16 protein-coding genes are annotated in these 15,357 nt (G+C 73.2%); 10 read left to right on the plus strand and 6 right to left on the minus strand.

Annotated elements, in window-relative coordinates; all coding sequences use genetic code 11:
• The first annotated feature begins 118 nt into the window (after window positions 1-118).
• The 4 genes from ACZLKG_RS01875 (at window position 119) to ACZLKG_RS01890 (ending at window position 4,561) form a co-directional block, all read left to right on the plus strand.
• The gene (locus ACZLKG_RS01875) at window positions 119-1,450 is read left to right on the plus strand and encodes a sensor histidine kinase (RefSeq protein WP_463647731.1); all 1,332 of its coding nucleotides are present in this window, start codon (window positions 119-121) and stop codon (window positions 1,448-1,450) included.
• Window positions 1,438-2,079: a response regulator transcription factor gene (locus ACZLKG_RS01880; protein ID WP_463647732.1), complete on the plus strand. Its 642-nt coding sequence runs from the start codon at window positions 1,438-1,440 to the stop codon at window positions 2,077-2,079. The genes ACZLKG_RS01875 and ACZLKG_RS01880 overlap by 13 nt, the downstream gene beginning before the upstream one ends.
• Window positions 2,079-2,954 (plus strand): DUF4097 family beta strand repeat-containing protein, encoded by an 876-nt coding sequence (locus ACZLKG_RS01885; RefSeq protein ID WP_463647733.1) that lies wholly within the window; start codon window positions 2,079-2,081, stop codon window positions 2,952-2,954. The genes ACZLKG_RS01880 and ACZLKG_RS01885 overlap by 1 nt, the downstream gene beginning before the upstream one ends.
• 164 nt (window positions 2,955-3,118) lie before the next feature.
• Window positions 3,119-4,561: an alanine/glycine:cation symporter family protein gene (locus ACZLKG_RS01890; protein ID WP_425707509.1), complete on the plus strand. Its 1,443-nt coding sequence runs from the start codon at window positions 3,119-3,121 to the stop codon at window positions 4,559-4,561.
• Window positions 4,562-4,694: 133 nt separating this feature from the next.
• On the opposite strand, the gene ACZLKG_RS01895 is transcribed toward ACZLKG_RS01890, so the two are convergent.
• Together ACZLKG_RS01895 and ACZLKG_RS01900 are read right to left on the minus strand one after the other, a co-directional pair.
• Complete coding sequence (locus ACZLKG_RS01895; protein ID WP_463647734.1) at window positions 4,695-5,210, minus strand: Dps family protein; 516 nt, start codon at window positions 5,208-5,210, stop codon at window positions 4,695-4,697.
• 181 nt (window positions 5,211-5,391) lie between these two features.
• Complete coding sequence (locus tag ACZLKG_RS01900; RefSeq protein ID WP_463647735.1) at window positions 5,392-5,823, minus strand: hypothetical protein; 432 nt, start codon at window positions 5,821-5,823, stop codon at window positions 5,392-5,394.
• A gap of 184 nt (window positions 5,824-6,007) precedes the next feature.
• Here ACZLKG_RS01900 and nagB point away from each other — a divergent pair, with 184 nt between their 5' ends.
• Complete coding sequence (gene nagB, locus ACZLKG_RS01905; RefSeq protein WP_463647736.1) at window positions 6,008-6,793, plus strand: glucosamine-6-phosphate deaminase; 786 nt, start codon at window positions 6,008-6,010, stop codon at window positions 6,791-6,793.
• 97 nt (window positions 6,794-6,890) lie between these two features.
• Here the strand turns inward: nagB and ACZLKG_RS01910 are convergent, their stop codons facing one another.
• Complete coding sequence (locus tag ACZLKG_RS01910; protein ID WP_463647737.1) at window positions 6,891-7,463, minus strand: NADPH-dependent FMN reductase; 573 nt, start codon at window positions 7,461-7,463, stop codon at window positions 6,891-6,893.
• A gap of 240 nt (window positions 7,464-7,703) precedes the next feature.
• Here ACZLKG_RS01910 and ACZLKG_RS01915 point away from each other — a divergent pair, with 240 nt between their 5' ends.
• The 4 genes from ACZLKG_RS01915 to ACZLKG_RS01930 all read left to right on the plus strand — a co-directional run bounded on the left by ACZLKG_RS01915 (window position 7,704) and on the right by ACZLKG_RS01930 (window position 11,554).
• On the plus strand, window positions 7,704-8,648 hold the full coding sequence (locus ACZLKG_RS01915; protein ID WP_463647738.1) for an ion transporter: 945 nt from the start codon (window positions 7,704-7,706) through the stop codon (window positions 8,646-8,648).
• Between the two features lie 144 nt (window positions 8,649-8,792).
• On the plus strand, window positions 8,793-9,218 hold the full coding sequence (locus ACZLKG_RS01920; RefSeq protein WP_463647739.1) for an SRPBCC family protein: 426 nt from the start codon (window positions 8,793-8,795) through the stop codon (window positions 9,216-9,218).
• A gap of 75 nt (window positions 9,219-9,293) precedes the next feature.
• Window positions 9,294-11,024, plus strand: coding sequence for a DNA-3-methyladenine glycosylase 2 family protein (locus ACZLKG_RS01925; protein ID WP_463647740.1), 1,731 nt, complete (start codon window positions 9,294-9,296; stop codon window positions 11,022-11,024).
• Window positions 11,021-11,554, plus strand: coding sequence for a methylated-DNA--[protein]-cysteine S-methyltransferase (locus ACZLKG_RS01930; RefSeq protein WP_463647741.1), 534 nt, complete (start codon window positions 11,021-11,023; stop codon window positions 11,552-11,554). Before ACZLKG_RS01925 ends, ACZLKG_RS01930 begins: the two co-directional genes overlap by 4 nt.
• Before the next feature lie 328 nt (window positions 11,555-11,882).
• On the opposite strand, the gene ACZLKG_RS01935 is transcribed toward ACZLKG_RS01930, so the two are convergent.
• Window positions 11,883-12,590 carry a hypothetical protein gene (locus ACZLKG_RS01935; RefSeq protein ID WP_463647742.1) on the minus strand — a complete coding sequence of 236 codons (708 nt, stop codon included), beginning with the start codon at window positions 12,588-12,590 and terminating at the stop codon, window positions 11,883-11,885.
• A 317-nt stretch (window positions 12,591-12,907) separates the two neighbouring features.
• On the opposite strand from ACZLKG_RS01935, the gene ACZLKG_RS01940 reads away from it, so the two are divergent.
• The gene (locus tag ACZLKG_RS01940) at window positions 12,908-14,077 is read left to right on the plus strand and encodes an LCP family protein (RefSeq protein WP_463647743.1); all 1,170 of its coding nucleotides are present in this window, start codon (window positions 12,908-12,910) and stop codon (window positions 14,075-14,077) included.
• A gap of 118 nt (window positions 14,078-14,195) precedes the next feature.
• On the opposite strand, the gene ACZLKG_RS01945 is transcribed toward ACZLKG_RS01940, so the two are convergent.
• On the minus strand, window positions 14,196-14,552 hold the full coding sequence (locus ACZLKG_RS01945) for a hypothetical protein (protein ID WP_463647744.1): 357 nt from the start codon (window positions 14,550-14,552) through the stop codon (window positions 14,196-14,198).
• Between the two features lie 193 nt (window positions 14,553-14,745).
• Window positions 14,746-15,348 (minus strand): arsenate reductase/protein-tyrosine-phosphatase family protein, encoded by a 603-nt coding sequence (locus ACZLKG_RS01950; RefSeq protein ID WP_463647745.1) that lies wholly within the window; start codon window positions 15,346-15,348, stop codon window positions 14,746-14,748.
• Window positions 15,349-15,357: the final 9 nt, after the last annotated feature.

The following is a 15,357-nucleotide window of genomic DNA, read 5'->3' on the forward strand; positions in this document are numbered from 1 at the left end:
GCGCGGTGCGACGTGACCCAGGTCCCCCTCGATGTCCACCACCCGGGGGATATCCCCCGGTCGGGTCGTCCGCCAGCACCCTGCCCGGCCCGTCCCCGGGCGCAATAGCGTGACCGTCATGAACCCGACCTCCTCCACCGCACCGGGCGTCCCCGGACCGGCCGCCGCCGTCGGCCGTGCCTCGTTCGGCCGCGCCTCCCTCGGTCGCGCGGCCGGCCTGGCCGCCTCCGGTCTCGCCGACCTCGTGTTCTCCGGGATCGTCAGCCTCACGCTGGCGGTCACGGTCGTCACGCTCCTGGCCACGGGAGCGGGCCTGGCCGTCATCGGCGTCGGTCTGCTCCTCCTGGTGGGCACGCTCTACGTCATGCGCTGGGGCGTCGAGCTCCACCGGTGGAAGGCGCGCTCCCTGTACGGCGTCACCACCGCGCAGGGCTGGCGCAGCCCGCCGCCGCACGCCCGCACCCCGGGGTTCGGCAGCTACGTCGCCCGCCAGTGGGACCGGTTCAAGGACCCCGAGATGTGGCGCGGCATCGGCCGCATCGCCGCCGGCGCGATCCTCGGCATCGTGCTGCTGACCTTCGTCCTGTGGTGCGCCCAGCGGGTGGGCATCATGATCGCGGCGCTGGCCCGCGGGTACACGGGTGTCCCGCTCGGCCCGTGGGTCCTCGACACCTGGGCGATGGTCCTCGTGACCCTCCTGCTCGTCGTCCTCGGCGCCCTGACCTGCCTGCTCTACGCCCACCTGTCGCGCGCCATCGACGCCGAGCTGCTCGGTGCCGTCACCCGCGCCGAGTACAGCGAGCGGATCCACCGCCTCGAGGGAGCCCGGCACGGCGCGGTCTCCGCCGCCGAGGACCAGCGCTACCGCATCGAGCGCGACCTGCACGACGGCGTCCAGCCCCAGCTCGTCAACGTCGCGATGACGCTCGACATGGCGCGCCGGGCGTTCGCCACGAACCCGGACGAGGCCCAGGCCCTGCTCGACGAGGCGCACACCTCCTCGAAGGAGGCCATCACCTCGCTCCGGCAGACGGTGCGCGGCATCCACCCGGCCGTCCTCACCGACCGGGGGCTCGACGCCGCCCTCTCGGCGCTCGCCGCACGGTCCACGGTGCCGGTCGACCTCGCCGTCGACCTGAGCGAGCGGCCCGGGCCGGAGGCGGAGGCCACCGTGTACTTCGTCGTCGCCGAGGCCCTGGGCAACGTCGCCAAGCACTCCCACGCCTCGTCCGCCCGGGTGACCGTCCGCCCGATCGGCCCCGACGGCGACCACCTCCAGGTCGTCGTCTCCGACGACGGCGGTGGCGGGGCCACGCTCGAGGCCGGGGTGAGCCACACCGGGCTGCGCGGCATGCGGGACCGGCTCGCCGCCGTCGGCGGGTCGCTCACCCTGACCAGCCCGCACGGCGGCCCGACGACGATCGTGGGTGAGCTGCCGTGCGGATCGTGATCTGCGAGGACTCCGTCCTCCTGCGCGCCGGGCTGGAGCGGCTGCTCACGTCCGCCGGCCACGAGGTGGTCGCCGCACTGCCCGACGCCACCGGCCTGCTCGACGCGGTGCGTCCCGGCGTCGAGCTCGCCCTCCTCGACGTCCGGATGCCGCCCACGTTCACCGACGAGGGGGTGCGCGCCGCCCTCGAGCTGCGGCGCCGGGACCCGCACGTGTCCGTGCTGCTGCTCAGCCAGTACGTCGAGCACTCCTACGCGGCCGACCTCGTCGCCCAGCACCCGCACGGCCTGGGCTACCTGCTCAAGGACCGGGTGGCGGACGTCGGCGACTTCCTCGAGGACGTCGACCGCATCGCGGCCGGCGGCACCGTCCTCGACCCCGAGGTCGTCTCCCAGATCCTCGTCCGGACCCGAAGGAGCCAGCCCCTGTCCGACCTCACGCCCCGGGAGAAGCAGGTGCTGGCTCTCATGGCCGAGGGCCGGTCCAACGGTGCGATCGCCGCCGCCCTCAAGGTCTCGCCCGGATCGGTGGAGAAGCACGTCTCCGCGATCCTCCTCAAGCTCGACATCCCCAACACCCCCGACGAGAACCGCCGCGTCCTGGCGGTCCTGCGCTACCTGGAGTCCTGATGAGCACCGACGACACCACCCGCGAGACACCCGCCCGGGAGGCTCCCGTCCCGACGGCCTCCGCCGGCCCCGGCAACCCTGGCCGAACGATCCTCGTCGGCCTCTCGGCGCTGCTCGTCGGGCTCGCCGCCGTCCCGCCGGCGCTGGGCTACGTCCAGGGCCGGCCGGACGGCCGGCCCCTCGACGTCGACGGCACGACGGCGGCGACCACCATCGAGGTCGACACCGACCGGGCCGACGTCACGGTCGTGCCCACGGCCGGTGACGAGATCGAGTGGTCCGTCGTCGGGGGGCGCGGCACCACGTCCGCGGACCTCACCGAGAGCGGGGACACGGCCACGCTCGAGGTCGACGACGGGCGGGGCGGCTGGGCCAGGATCGGTCCCAGCTTCGACCTCGACTGGATGGGGCGGCGCTCGAGCGACACCGCCCTGGTGACGGTGGCGGTCCCCGAGGGCACCGACGTCGTCGTCAGCTCGGGCTTCGGGCGCGTCCAGGCCGAGGACGTGGCGCTCGGCGACCTGAGCGTGGAGTCGTCCTTCGGGAGCGTGCTGGCGTCCGGGTCCGCCGAGAACCTCGACCTGCGCCTCGACTACGGCGAGGTCACCGCCGTCGACCTGGCGGTCGCCGGGGCGATCGAGGTCTACGCCGACTTCGGCGACGTCGAGCTGCGCTCGCCCGAGGTCCCGACGTCGGTCGACGTCGAGGCCTCGTTCGGCGACGTCACCGTCGCCCTGCCGCCCGGGCCCTACTCGGTCTCGCACGGCTCGGACCTCGGCGACGTGCGGAACCTCCTCGAGCAGGCCGGCGACGGGCCGACCGTCCCGGTGCGCCTGCACACGAGCTTCGGATCTGTGACCGCCGAGACGTACTGAGGCGCGCGGCCGACGGCCGGCCGTGATCCGGGGCTCCGGGCCGCTTCGCCCGGGCCCCGGCACGTCCCCGACATGCCCCACGTCACACGCCTGTCATGCGCGCGTGGCAGTGTTCTCCCACCGCGGCGCCATGAGGGCGCCGCACCTGGCGGGGGGAGCAGGGCATGGACCGGATCGAGGTCGTCCTCGGTGACATCAGTGCGTTCGTGTGGGGGCCGTGGCTCCTCATCCCCCTCCTGGGGCTCACGGGCGTCATCCTCACCGTTCGCCTGCGCGGGATCCAGTTCCGCACCCTTGGTGCGGCGCTCCGCCTCGGCATCGGGCGTCGCAAGGACGCTGGCGCCGACGACGGGGACCTCTCGCAGTTCCAGGCGCTGACGACGGCGCTCGCCGCGACGGTCGGCACGGGCAACATCGTCGGCGTCGCCACGGCGATCGGCGTCGGTGGGCCCGGCGCACTGTTCTGGATGTGGGTGACCGGGCTGTTCGGCATGGCGTCGAAGTACACCGAGGCGTTCCTCGGCGTCCGGTTCCGCACCACCGACGCCGCCGGCGAGAAGTCGGGGGGCCCGCAGTACTACCTCGAGCGCGGGATCCGGGGCCCGCTGGGCAAGATCCTGGGCCTGTTCTTCACGATCGCGGCGGCCATCGCCGCGTTCGGCATCGGCAACATGACGCAGGGCAACTCGATCGCCGGAAACATCGAGGGGTCGTTCGGCGTGGACCGGTGGATCACCGGCATCGTGCTCACGGTCTTCGCGCTGGTGGTCCTCGTCGGTGGGATCAGGTCGATCGGCCGGGTGACCGCCGGGTTCGTACCGATCATGATCGCCTTCTACGTCCTCGGCGCCCTGTTCATCCTCGCGGTCAACATCGGCGACCTGCCTGCCGCTCTCGGCCTCGTGCTCAGCGACGCCTTCACCGGGACCGCCGCGACCGGCGGATTCGTCGGGTCGACGATCATGCTCGCCGTCCAGTTCGGCGTGGCCCGGGGCATCTTCTCCAACGAGTCCGGCATGGGGTCCGCCGCGATCGCCGCCGCGGCCGCGAAGACCACCCACCCGGTGCGTCAGGGGCTCGTCTCGATGACGCAGACCTTCATCGACACGATGATCGTCGTCACCTGCACGGGCCTGGTCATCGTCACCACCGGCGTGTGGGACGTCGGCGAGGACGGGGCCGCCACCATGACCGGGGAGGCGTTCAGCCACGGGCTGCCGGGCGACTGGGGGCACTACATCGTCACCATCGCGCTGGCGATGTTCGCGTTCTCCACCGTGCTCGGCTGGGCCTACTACGGCGAGCGGTGCATGGAGCGGCTGTTCGGCCGCAGGCTGGTCATGCCGTACCGGGTCGTGTTCTCGCTGGTCGTGTACGTGGGCTGCACGGTGCCGCTCGCCGCGGTGTGGAACTTCTCCGACGTCGCCAACGGCCTCATGGCGCTCCCGAACCTGGTCGGGCTGCTCATCCTGTCCGGCCTGGTGGCCCGGGAGACGCGGCACTACCTGCGTCACGACCCGCGGCTGACGGCCGGCAAGGCAGAGGTCGACGCGTTCATGGCGGGCCACCCCGGCGGCATCGACACCTACGAGTCGACCGGTCGCTAGGCGGCGCGGGCAGGAGGGGCGGGAGCGGGGATCGGGCCGGGAGCTCGGGCACGGAGCTCGTTCGGCCGGCCGTGCACGAGAACGGGGCCCGGGCAGCGCTGCTGCCCGGGCCCCGTCCGTGCGCCTGGTGCGGTCAGGCCCCCTGGACCTGGCCCGCGTTGTTCTCGAGGTGTGCGCGGACGAACCACTGGAACTTCTCGAGCTCCGCGGTCTGGCCGATGAGGATGTCCTCGGTCATCGGGTCGACGTCGCCGACGGCCTTGATGGCCTTGCGGTGGTCCTCGACGACGCCCGTGTAGACGTGGTCGAGCGCGGTGAGGTGCTCCTGCGTGCTCGCGCGGCCCACCGCGTAGTCGTCCCACGTGCGGTCCTTGACGAGCGCGCCGGGGGTGCCGATGGGCTCGGCGCCGAGGGTGGCGATGCGCTCGGCGAGCTCGTCCGCGTAGCCGCGCACGAGCTCGACCTGGGGGTCGAGCATCTCGTGGACCGCGATGAAGTTCGGGCCCACCACGTTCCAGTGCGTGTGCTTGAGCGTGAGGTGCAGGTCGTTGAGCGCGTGGAGCCGGTGCTGCAGCTCGTCCGCGACGGAGCGCCCCTCGGTGAGCGAGAGGCCCGGGACGGTGTAGCCGGAGTTCGTGGAGTCAGCCATGATCAACCCTTCCGCAGCGTGTGTCGCCGCTTGTCAGAGAGTCCCGCAGGGGGTCGCTTCGTGGGCGTCCGGCGGTGCGGGGTGAACGGTTCCCATGGTAGTCGGCACGGCGGTGCGGGGGCCACCGGAACCGCATGATTCCGCCGTTGGAAGGCTGTCTGACCAGACACGCAGGGAAGGCTCACCTAGCGGCGAGCACCGCCGTGAGACCGTTCAGACCGGTGTGTGCGGTCAGTGCGAAGTACACCGCGAGGACGGCTCCCACGGCCCCTACCGCGACGGCCCACGTGGGCGGTCGAAGGTCCGGTGCGGAGCTCTTGCGCAGCCTCAGGAGGACCGCGACGAACGCGAGCACGAGGACGGCGGCCGCGATCGCCTGGAAGACGTCGAAGCGGAAGAACTCCACCACCTCGCCGTTGACGGTGCGCATGTTCTGGATGTTGAAGCTGACGACGAGCGGGAGGACCGCGAAGATCGCCGTCACCCAGGTCGGCCCCGGGATCGTCCTGTGCCACGGCCGTCCAGAGGATGAGCCGGAGGCGGGGGCGGACGTGGGGGCGGGGGCCTCGTCGGTGGCGGCGGTCTGGATGTACGGGGGGAGCGAGGAGGACATGGCTGCATCGTGGCCGGTCAGGACCGGTGCGCGCTCGGCGCGAACAGGGGAGTGCTGACCGGGCAGAGGTGTCCGCCGTCGTCGTCGGGGACACTGGTCCTCTCGCGGGAGCCGCCCGCGAGGGGAGGCCGGCCCGCATCCGGAGCGACCGGGGCCCGGCCCCGGGGAGAAGAGGCAGCTGCCCGTGGACGTCGTCATCGTTCCCACGCCCGCCGAGGTCGGCGAGCGCGCCGCCGAGGTCACCGCGCGACTGCTGCGCGCCGCCGGCTCCGAGGCCGTCCTCGGGGTCGCCACGGGCTCGAGCCCGCTCGGCCTGTACGCGGGCCTCGCCGAGCGCGTCCGCGCCGGTGAGCTCGACCTGTCCCGCGCGTCCGCCTTCGCCCTCGACGAGTACGTGGGCCTGCCCGACGGTCACCCGGAGTCCTACCGCGAGGTCGTCCGCCGCACCGTGACCGAGCCGCTCGGGATGGACCCGGCCCGCGTCCACGTGCCCGACGGGCAGGCTGCCGACCTGGACGCCGCCTGCGTGCGGTACGAACGTACGATCGCGGAGTCCGGGGGAGTCGACGTCCAGATCGTCGGCGTCGGTGTCAACGGGCACATCGGGTTCAACGAGCCGGCGACCTCGCTGGCCTCGCGCACCCGCGTCGAGCTGCTCACCGACGACACCCGGCGCGCCAACTCCCGGTTCTTCGCGTCGATCGACGAGGTGCCGAGGCGGGCGGTCACGCAGGGTCTGGGGACCATCCTCGACGCCCGTCACGTCGTCCTCGTGGCGACCGGCAGCGCGAAGGCGGACGCCGTGACCGCCGTCGTCGAGGGGCCGGTCGGTGCGCGCCGGCCGGGCTCGGTGCTGCAGCTGCATCCCGAGGTGACCGTCGTCGTCGACGAGGAGGCCGCCGCCGGCCTCGAGCTCGCCGACTACTACTGCCAGATGACCGACGCGCGGGAGGCGCTGCTCGGCGACTGACCGCGCCCGGCGCACGGGTGCGGAAACGGCTCGGCGCCGCCCTCCGGAAGCTTCCGGAGGGCGGCGCCGAACGGGCGTGCGGGGGCGTGAGGGGGTGTCAGGCTCCGACGTTCGCGCCGCGGATCGCGGCGAGCGCGGAGGTCATCTGCTCGACCGAGGCGAGCAGCGCGTCGATCTCCCCGTCGCGGCGGGCGTCGGGCTGGACCCCGTTCTCCCCGAACTCGGTGAACAGGCTGAGCGAGACCTGGCCGCGCACGGCCACCATCTGCGCGTTGGCGACGATCTGGCGCCACTGCTCGACGGCGCGGACGCCGCCGTCGGCGCCGTAGGAGACGAGGCCGACCGCCTTGTGCGCCCACTCCGGGGCGATCGTGTCGAACGCGTTCTTGAACGCACCGGGCACGCCGTGGTTGTACTCGGGCGAGACGAAGATGAACCCGTCGTAGCCGTCGATCTCGGTGCTCCACGCGCGGGCCTCGGCGGTGCCGTACTCGCGGTTGGCGGCGCCCGGGACGACCGGGTCGGTGAGGATCGGCAGGTCGAACGCCTTGAGGTCGACGATCTCGTAGTCGACGCCGTCGCGCTGCTGGGCGTGGCTGTACACCCACTCGGCGACGGCCTGGCCGGCGCGACCCTCGCGAACCGAACCGATGATGATGCCGATCTTCATGTGCGCTCTCCGTAACGATGTCGGGGTCGTGCTGCGGTCGCCGGCGTCAACGGGAGCGCGCCTAGTTCCATTCCTATGCATGCGGTGGGGCGGGTCACGTCTCAACTCCCCGTCCCCGACGCCGGGTGCGGGGGGCTGTCCTGGCACGATGCTCCTGGCCGGCGGCGGACGCCTCCGCCCGGTGCCACAGCACCGTCGCACCGTCCGGTGCCTCGTCCTGCCATCCAGCGGAGCCCAGTCATGCCCACGACGACGCACGTCCCCGAGCGCCTGGAGCAGCACGACCGTGCCGGGTGGCGCGTCCGCCTCGGCGAGCTCGTGACGTCGCCCGGTGTCCAGCGGATCGTCGTCGTGCTCATCATCGTCAACGCGGTCACGCTCGGCCTCGAGACGTCCGCGACGGTCATGGACCGCGCGGGCGGCCTGGTCCTCGCAGTCGACTCGCTGTGCCTGCTCGTGTTCACGGTCGAGATCGCGGCGAAGCTCGTGGCCTTCGGCGGCCGCTTCTTCAAGGACGGCTGGAACGTCTTCGACCTGCTCGTCGTCGGGATCGCGCTCGTGCCCGGGTCGGGACCGCTGGCGGTGCTCCGCTCGCTGCGCGTGCTGCGGGTCCTCCGACTGGTCTCGGTGCTGCCGCGGCTGCGGTTCATCGTCGAGGCGCTCATGCACTCGCTGCCCGGCATCGGCTCGATCGCCGTGCTGCTGGCGATCATCTTCTACGTCTCGGCCGTGATGGCGACCTCGCTGTTCGGGACCGGGCACCCCGAGTACTTCGGCGAGCTCGGCGACTCGCTGCTCACGCTGTTCCAGATCATGACCCTCGACAGCTGGGCCGGGGCGGTCGTGCGGCCGATCATGGAGACGCAGCCCTGGGCGTGGATCTTCTTCGTCGTCTTCATCCTCGTCTCGGCGTTCACCATGCTCAACCTGTTCATCGCCGTCATCGTCGACACGATGCAGTCGATCGGGCACGGGCGCGGACAGGTGGAGGACGCGGACGAGGTGGCCGACGACGAGGCGGAGCACCCGGGCGACGACGAGGAACGGCAGCGGGGCGACGACGTGGCTCGGCACCCGGCCGACGACGAGGAACGGGCGCAGCTCGCCGAGGTGCTCGCCGAGCTGCGGGCCCTGCGCGCCCAGGTCGACGCGCTGCCCGGGCAGCGCGTCGACGCGGAGTCCTGAGCCCGGCGGACGACGTCGGGCCCGAGCGCCGGCCGGACCTCGGCGGTGCTGCCGGGTACCCGGCGGTGCTGCCCGGAACCCGGGCGTGCCGCCCGGTCGACCGCTACGGTGTGAGGACTCCTCCCGCACAGAAGCGAGGTCGACATGTCGCACGACATCGAGGTCACCGTCACCGTCGACGCCCCCCGGCCGGAGGTCTGGCGCGCGTTCACGGTCGACGTCGGGATGCGTCCGTGGTGGTGGGCCGAGGCCGGGGACGTCACCTTCGAGCTGCCCGAACGCGTGGACGGCCGGTACCGGATCGCGTCGCGTTCGCTGGACCTCGCCGTCAGCGGGTGGTTGCTCGAGAGCGACCCGCCCGCGCGCCAGGTCCTTACCTGGCTGCGCGAGGGCGAGGCGCCGCCGGCCGACCCGGAGTTCGACCATGTGACGATCACGCTCGAGCCCGACGGCTTCGGGACCGCTGTCACCGTCCGGCACACGACGCACCTGGGCGACCCGGCCGAGCTCGAGCGCGCCTGGCAGGGGCTCCTCGGCTCGCTCGTGCGCCTCTACGACAACACGCACTGAGCAGGCCGACGGGCAACCACCGTCCTGTCCGAAAACCGCCGGTGGTGAGCGTCGTCGTCGTGCATGCTTGACCGCGTGAGCACCGCGATCGACGACGCCGCCGCCTACGCGGCGTGCTCGGCGCGCGACCCGCGCTGGGACGGCCGCGTCTACCTGGGCGTGACCTCGACGGGCGTGTACTGCCGCCCCTCCTGCCCGGCGCGGATGCCACGGCGGGAGAACTGCCGCTTCTTCCGCACGGCGGCGTCGGCCGCGACCGCCGGGTTCCGCGCGTGCCGCCGTTGCCGGCCCGACACTCTGCCCGGGCGCCGCGCGCCGGGGGAGTCGCCGGAGCTCGTCGAACGCGCACTGGCGATGATCGCCGGCGGCGTCGTCGACGAGGTAGGTGTGCCGGGCCTGGCGGCGCGTCTGGGTCTCCAGGAGCGGCGCCTGCACCGGATGCTGACGGCCGAGCTCGGTGCGGGTGCGCTCGCCCTCGCGCGGACGCGGCGTGCCCAGACGGCTCGCACGCTGCTCGAGCAGACCGAGCTGCCCGTCACCGACGTCGCGTTCGCGGCCGGCTTCGCCTCTGTGCGTCAGTTCAACGAGGTGGTCCGCGCCGAGCTCGGCGCCTCGCCCACCCAGGTGCGGGTCCGGGCGCCACGATCTCCCGGGGCGCATGGGCGGGGCGTGCCCAGGGGGGCGTCCTGGGGTGCGGACGGTTCGGGCGAACGGGTCGCCGACGGCGCGGCCACGCTCACGCTCCGCCTGAGGGTCCGGCCGCCGTTCGACGGGCCGCGCCTGGCCGCGTCGATCGCCCAGCACGCCGTCGACGGTGTGGAGACCGTGACAGACGTCGAGGCGACCGCGACGCTGCACGCGGCGGGCGGGCCGGCGCGCGTCAGCGTGGAGCTGTCGGACCTCTCCGGCGGTGGTCCGAAGCCGTGGGACGGCGACCGTGCGCACGTGGCGATGCGCGCCGACCTGACGGACCTCGCGGACCTGCCGGCCGTCGTCGCTCGTGTACGCCGGTGGCTGGACCTCGATGCCGAGCCGGTCGCCGTGGCCGACCACCTGGGGTCGGACCCGCTGATCGCGCCGCTGGTGGCCGCCCGTCCGGGGCTGCGCGTGCAGGGCAGCGTCGACGCGTTCCGCACGCTGATCGTGGCGATCCTCGGCCAGCAGGTCTCCCTCGCGGCGACCCGCACCTTTGCCGGACGACTCGTCGGGGCGCTGGGCGAGGCGGCGCCATGGCGCGGCTCGGTGTTGACGGGTGCGAGCGTCCTCGGAGAGACGACGGGCGGCTCTCCCGTGGCCCCCGACGACGCCCGGGCGGCCGGACCGTCTCCGGCCGCCGCGTCCGGGGCCGTTGCGTCCCCGGCTGATGCACGTCCGGCCGGGCCGGCTTCGACCGATGTGTCCCCGGCTCTCCTGTTTCCGACTCCGGAGGCACTCGCTGCGGCCGGCCCGGAAGCGATCCGCCAGGCCGTGCGCATCCCCGCAGCCCGTGCCCGCACCGTGCACCGCGCAGCCGAGCTGGTCGCGGGTGGGCTCGACCTCGGACCAGGAACGGACCGCGAGGACGTGCGCGCCGCTCTGCTGGACGTCTCCGGCATCGGGCCGTGGACCGTCGACCTCCTCGAGCTGCGCGGCCTCGGCGACACCGACGCGCTCCCGCCCGGCGACCTCGTGCTGCGCCGCGCGCTCGGGCGCCTGCTCGGCACGACGCCCGACCCGTCTGCCGTCACGGCGCGGGCCGAGAGCTGGCGTCCGTGGCGCGCCTACGCCACCACGCACCTGTGGACCGACGAGATGGAGAGACCATGAGTGAACAGCTGCACGTCCTCACCGTGCCGAGCCCGGCCGGAGACCTCACCGTCGTCGTCGAGCCGGATACCGGCGTCCTGCGGGGCACCTCGTTCTGGGGCGCCGACGACATCCTCGGCAGGCTCGGCCTGGGGCCGGACGAGGTCGTCGGGGGCACGGGTGAGCCGGCGCCACGCACGCCCGCGACCGACCGGGTGGTCGAGACCTTCGCCCGGTACGCCGCCGGTGAGATCGACGCGCTCGACGCCCTCGAGGTGTCCCAGCCGGGCGGACCGTTCACCCAGCGCGCGTGGGCGGCGATGCGCGAGGTGCACGGCGTGGCTACGTACGCCGAGATCGCCGAGACGGCCGGCAGCGCGACGGCGTACCGCGCCGCGGGCAGCGCGTGTGCGCGGAACCTCGTCCCGGTCGTCGTGCCGTGCCACCGGATCCTCACGTCCGACCGCAGGGTCGGCGGCTACTACTTCGGCGGCGAGACCAAGACGGCGCTCCTCGAGCACGAAGGCTCCCTCGGGAGCGTCCACCGCTGACGGGTGAGCGTGGTCCGGTAGGAACGAACCGCGCTCACTCGTGGGGCAGAACGGCCCTCACTCGTGGGGCAGAACCGCGCTCACGCCGGACCGGGTACGACCTGGTTGGACCGAACTCCGCTCACTCGTCGGGGATGGCGGGGGCCCGGCTCGGTCTGGTCGGTGAGTCAGCGGGGTCACCATCGAGGCAGTCCCCCCGGGGGCACTGACTCGACGGTTACCCGATTGACTGGGCAACGGCGCGACACCGCGACACGGCGCAACCGCTCCCCAACCGGCAGAACAGGCCTCACTCGTCACGCGCGACGGACAGAACCGCGCTCAGTCGTCATGCGGTGGGGGTGGGGAGGCCGGCGGCCTCGGGACCCTCCTCGATCACGGTGCGAAGCATCGACTCGAGCTCGGCGCGGGTGGCGTCGGCCTCGGCGCGGTCGATCTTCCCGTCGACCACAGCCGCGTCCAGCTGCTCGTCCACGGGCTCCAGGCCCAGCTGTACGAGGTCCTCGGGGTCCACGCCCTGCTCGGTGGCGAGCTCGCCGATCGTCGCCCCGTTCGAGAGCTCGCCGAGCAGCTCGAACGGTGAGAGGTCGAGGAGTTCGAGGCCCTCGAGCGCGGCGTCGATCATGGGCTGCATCGCGTCGGTGAGCGCCTCGACGTCGGCGCTGTCCGCGAGGTCCTCGGGCAGCTGCGCGGCAAGGTCGTCCGGGAGCTGCTCGGCCAGGTCCTCAGGAAGCCGCTCGGCGAGGTCCTCGGGCAGCTGCTCTGCCAGGTCGTCGGGGAGGTGGTCGAGGAGGTCGTCGGGCAGAGCGGGCAGTCCGCCGGGCGGGGCCGTCCCATCGCTCTCTCCTGGGCCGTCGCCCGATCCGTCGTCGGAGTCCTCGTCCCCGGCACCGCCGGCGTTACCGGCAACCGCCGGCCCGGCCGGAGTGTCCTGCGCGCCGTCGTCCGTGCCCATGGTGGCCGCGACAGCCACGCCGCCGACCCCGACGAGACCGAGCCCGGCAACCGCCGCGACGGTGATGACCTTGTTCCTCATGCTGCTCCCTCGTCGTCGTGCCGGGCCCGCCCTGGGGGCGCCGCCCGGCCGATCCTCCGTCTCGACGGTACGCGGGGCGCCGCGGACCGGCAACGAGTTCCGGCCCCGGCACACGACGCGACGCACCGCCCGCCTCACTCCCGCCGGGCACTCCGCTTCCCTCGCCCTGCGCATCGCCCGTCCTGCTCACCGTTCCGTGCACCACTGCCCGTGCGGGATCCTCCGCAGTGGCGTCCCGCCGACCTAGACTTGGCCCTCGCGCGCCAGGACGCGGCAGCAGGGGCGGACCGCTCGCCCCGGGACCACGAGGGAACGGTGTGACCAGCTCGACGCCGGACGAGACCACCAGTCGGAGCCCCGACGAGCCGTCCGACGTCTCGTCGGACGACTCGCTCGACGACGACGTCATCGCGCTCTCCGGGGCCGACGACGCCGATCGTGGCCGACGTGGGCGCCGCCGTGGTGGCGGTCGGAAGGCCCTCATCGCCTCGCTCGTCATCGTGCTCATCCTCGTGGGCGGCGTGTACGGCGCGCTGCGGTACATCCAGCACCGCATCGACTCGCAGGTGGAGCGCATCCCGGACGTCTTCGAGTCCGTGACCGACCGACCGACGCACGCCGAGCCCGAGGAGGGCGACGGCACCCCGGTCAACTTCCTCGTCCTCGGCTCCGACTCGCGCATCTCGGCGGGCGACGCGTCCGAGTGGCAGGCCGGCGCGCAGCGGACCGACGCGATCATGATCGTCCACCTGTCCGGGGACCGGCGCTCCGCCGTCGTCATGTCGATCCCGCGCGACTCGTGGGTGCCGATTCCTGGTTACGGCGACAACAAGGTCAACGCCGCGTTCTCCTTCGGCGGGCCCTCGCTCATGGTGCAGACCGTCGAGGACCTGACGAACATCCCGATCGACCACTTCGCGGTCACCGACTTCGAGTCGTTCGCGACCCTCACCGACGAGCTCGGCGGCGTCGAGATCCACCTTCCGAACGGCATGCAGGGCACCACCCGGGACGGCCGCACGGTCGACCTGCCGCCCGGCACCCACCTGCTCGACGGCGAGGAGGCGCTCATGTACGCCCGTGACCGTTCGATCCCCGGCGGCGACCTCGGCCGTGTGCAGCGCCAGCAGAACTGGATGCGGGCCATGATGTCCGCCGTATTCCGGGAGAACCTCCTGCGCCGCCCGACCGCGCTGTACGACTTCGCCCAGGTCGTGGCCGGGACCGTGGCGGTGGACGAGCACCTGTCGGTGAGCCAGATGACCACGCTCGGACTCTCGATGCGCGACGTCAGGCCCGACGACGTCACCTTCCTCACCGCGCCGGTGGCCGGCACGGGGTGGAGCCCCGACGGGCGGCAGTCGATCGTCGAGCTGGACATGGCGGCCTTCGACGAGCTCAACGCGGCGATCGCCGAGGACCGCGCGGCGGAGTACCTCGACGAGAACCCCGACGTCGCCGAGCGACTCCAGGAAGAGGTCCGGTAGGGACCCCGCCGGGTCGGCCGGCACCGGCCCCGCCGGGACCGGACCACCGACCACCGGGCCACCGGCCACCGGGCCACCGGCCACCGGGTCAGCGACCACCGGACCACCGACCACCGGGTCAGCGACCACCGGGTCGGCCGACCGGTGGCGCGGCATCCTCCGTGGCGCCGTCGGCCACGAGGGCGTCGACGTGGTCGGCGATCTCGTCGACCCGAGCCTCGGCCTCGTCCTGGCTGAGGGTCCCGTCGGCGACCTCGTCGTCGAGCAGGGTCTCGATGTCGACCAGCAGCGCGTCGACGAGCTCGCTGCCGGCGACGCCCTCATCATGGGCGATCTCGCCCAGCGTGGCGCCGCCCGCGAGGCGGGCCTCGAGGTCGGCGGGGTCGAGTCCGAGCGTGGTCGCAGCGGTGTCGAGCATCGGGACGGTGCCCGCGGCCTGCGGGGTGCTCCGGGTCGGTGTCGCGTTCACGTGCATGTCGTTCTCCTTGCGAGCCGGGTGCGAGGGGCCCGGTTCGAGCCCCGTACGAGAGAATCTCGCTCATCGACCTGGGAGGGGCCTTGCGGGGCGCTGTGCGCGTCCTGCCGGAGTGGTGGGAGTCCGCTGGACGCGGGCACGGGACAACTCAGCGGGCAGAAGTCCGCTCACTCGTGGGACGGCCGCGGCCAGGTCAGGCTGTGCCGAGGACCTTGTCGGCGATGGCGTCGATCGCCTCGGCCACGGCATCGATCGCCGCTCGGTACTGCTCGGGGCTGCCGCGGTAGGGGTCGGGCACGTCGTCGAGCTCGCGGGCGACCTGCACGCGGTGACGGGAGGCGAGGTCGACGAGCGCCTTGAACCGGGCGGCGGGCGAGGCACCCTCGCCGGCGCGCCCCACGAGGTCGTCCTCGTCCACGTCCTGGGCGAGGCGGGCGAGCTCGCGCAGCGTGAACGACCGGCGCACGAGCGCAGGCGCGGCATCGACGACCGCGGTGCGGTGCTCGCGTGTGGCGGTGAGCACGACGTCGCTCGACGTCGCGATCCGCTCCGTCAGGGCCCGCGCGGCGAAGTCGCCGGTGTCGGTGCCGCGGGCGCTGAGCAGCTCGACCACGGGAGCGTCGATCGGGGCGCCGACGACCGCCTGCACGCCGGCGCTCCTCACCGCGACGCCGGAGCCTGCCCCGAGCCGCTGGCGCAGCAGCCGTTCGGCGGCGGGGGAGCGGCAGATGTTGCCGGTGCAGACCGTGAGGACCTGCAGCTCGGCGGTGTCGCCGCCGGGGCGCGTGGCAGTCATGTCCGCTCC

The sequence above is a fragment of the Georgenia sp. Z2081 genome, from assembly GCF_055326445.1.

What these genes read in the sequence shown, in the direction of transcription:
- ACZLKG_RS01875 (WP_463647731.1), top strand. Translation starts at nt 119, where the DNA reads ATGAACCCGACCTCCTCCACCGCACCGGGCGTCCCCGGACCGGCCGCC.
- ACZLKG_RS01885 (WP_463647733.1), top strand. Translation starts at nt 2,079, where the DNA reads ATGAGCACCGACGACACCACCCGCGAGACACCCGCCCGGGAGGCTCCC.
- ACZLKG_RS01890 (WP_425707509.1), top strand. Translation starts at nt 3,119, where the DNA reads ATGGACCGGATCGAGGTCGTCCTCGGTGACATCAGTGCGTTCGTGTGG.
- ACZLKG_RS01895 (WP_463647734.1), bottom strand. Translation starts at nt 5,210, where the DNA reads ATGGCTGACTCCACGAACTCCGGCTACACCGTCCCGGGCCTCTCGCTC.
- ACZLKG_RS01900 (WP_463647735.1), bottom strand. Translation starts at nt 5,823, where the DNA reads ATGTCCTCCTCGCTCCCCCCGTACATCCAGACCGCCGCCACCGACGAG.
- ACZLKG_RS01910 (WP_463647737.1), bottom strand. Translation starts at nt 7,463, where the DNA reads ATGAAGATCGGCATCATCATCGGTTCGGTTCGCGAGGGTCGCGCCGGC.
- ACZLKG_RS01915 (WP_463647738.1), top strand. Translation starts at nt 7,704, where the DNA reads ATGCCCACGACGACGCACGTCCCCGAGCGCCTGGAGCAGCACGACCGT.
- ACZLKG_RS01920 (WP_463647739.1), top strand. Translation starts at nt 8,793, where the DNA reads ATGTCGCACGACATCGAGGTCACCGTCACCGTCGACGCCCCCCGGCCG.
- ACZLKG_RS01930 (WP_463647741.1), top strand. Translation starts at nt 11,021, where the DNA reads ATGAGTGAACAGCTGCACGTCCTCACCGTGCCGAGCCCGGCCGGAGAC.
- ACZLKG_RS01935 (WP_463647742.1), bottom strand. Translation starts at nt 12,590, where the DNA reads ATGAGGAACAAGGTCATCACCGTCGCGGCGGTTGCCGGGCTCGGTCTC.
- ACZLKG_RS01945 (WP_463647744.1), bottom strand. Translation starts at nt 14,552, where the DNA reads ATGCACGTGAACGCGACACCGACCCGGAGCACCCCGCAGGCCGCGGGC.
- ACZLKG_RS01950 (WP_463647745.1), bottom strand. Translation starts at nt 15,348, where the DNA reads ATGACTGCCACGCGCCCCGGCGGCGACACCGCCGAGCTGCAGGTCCTC.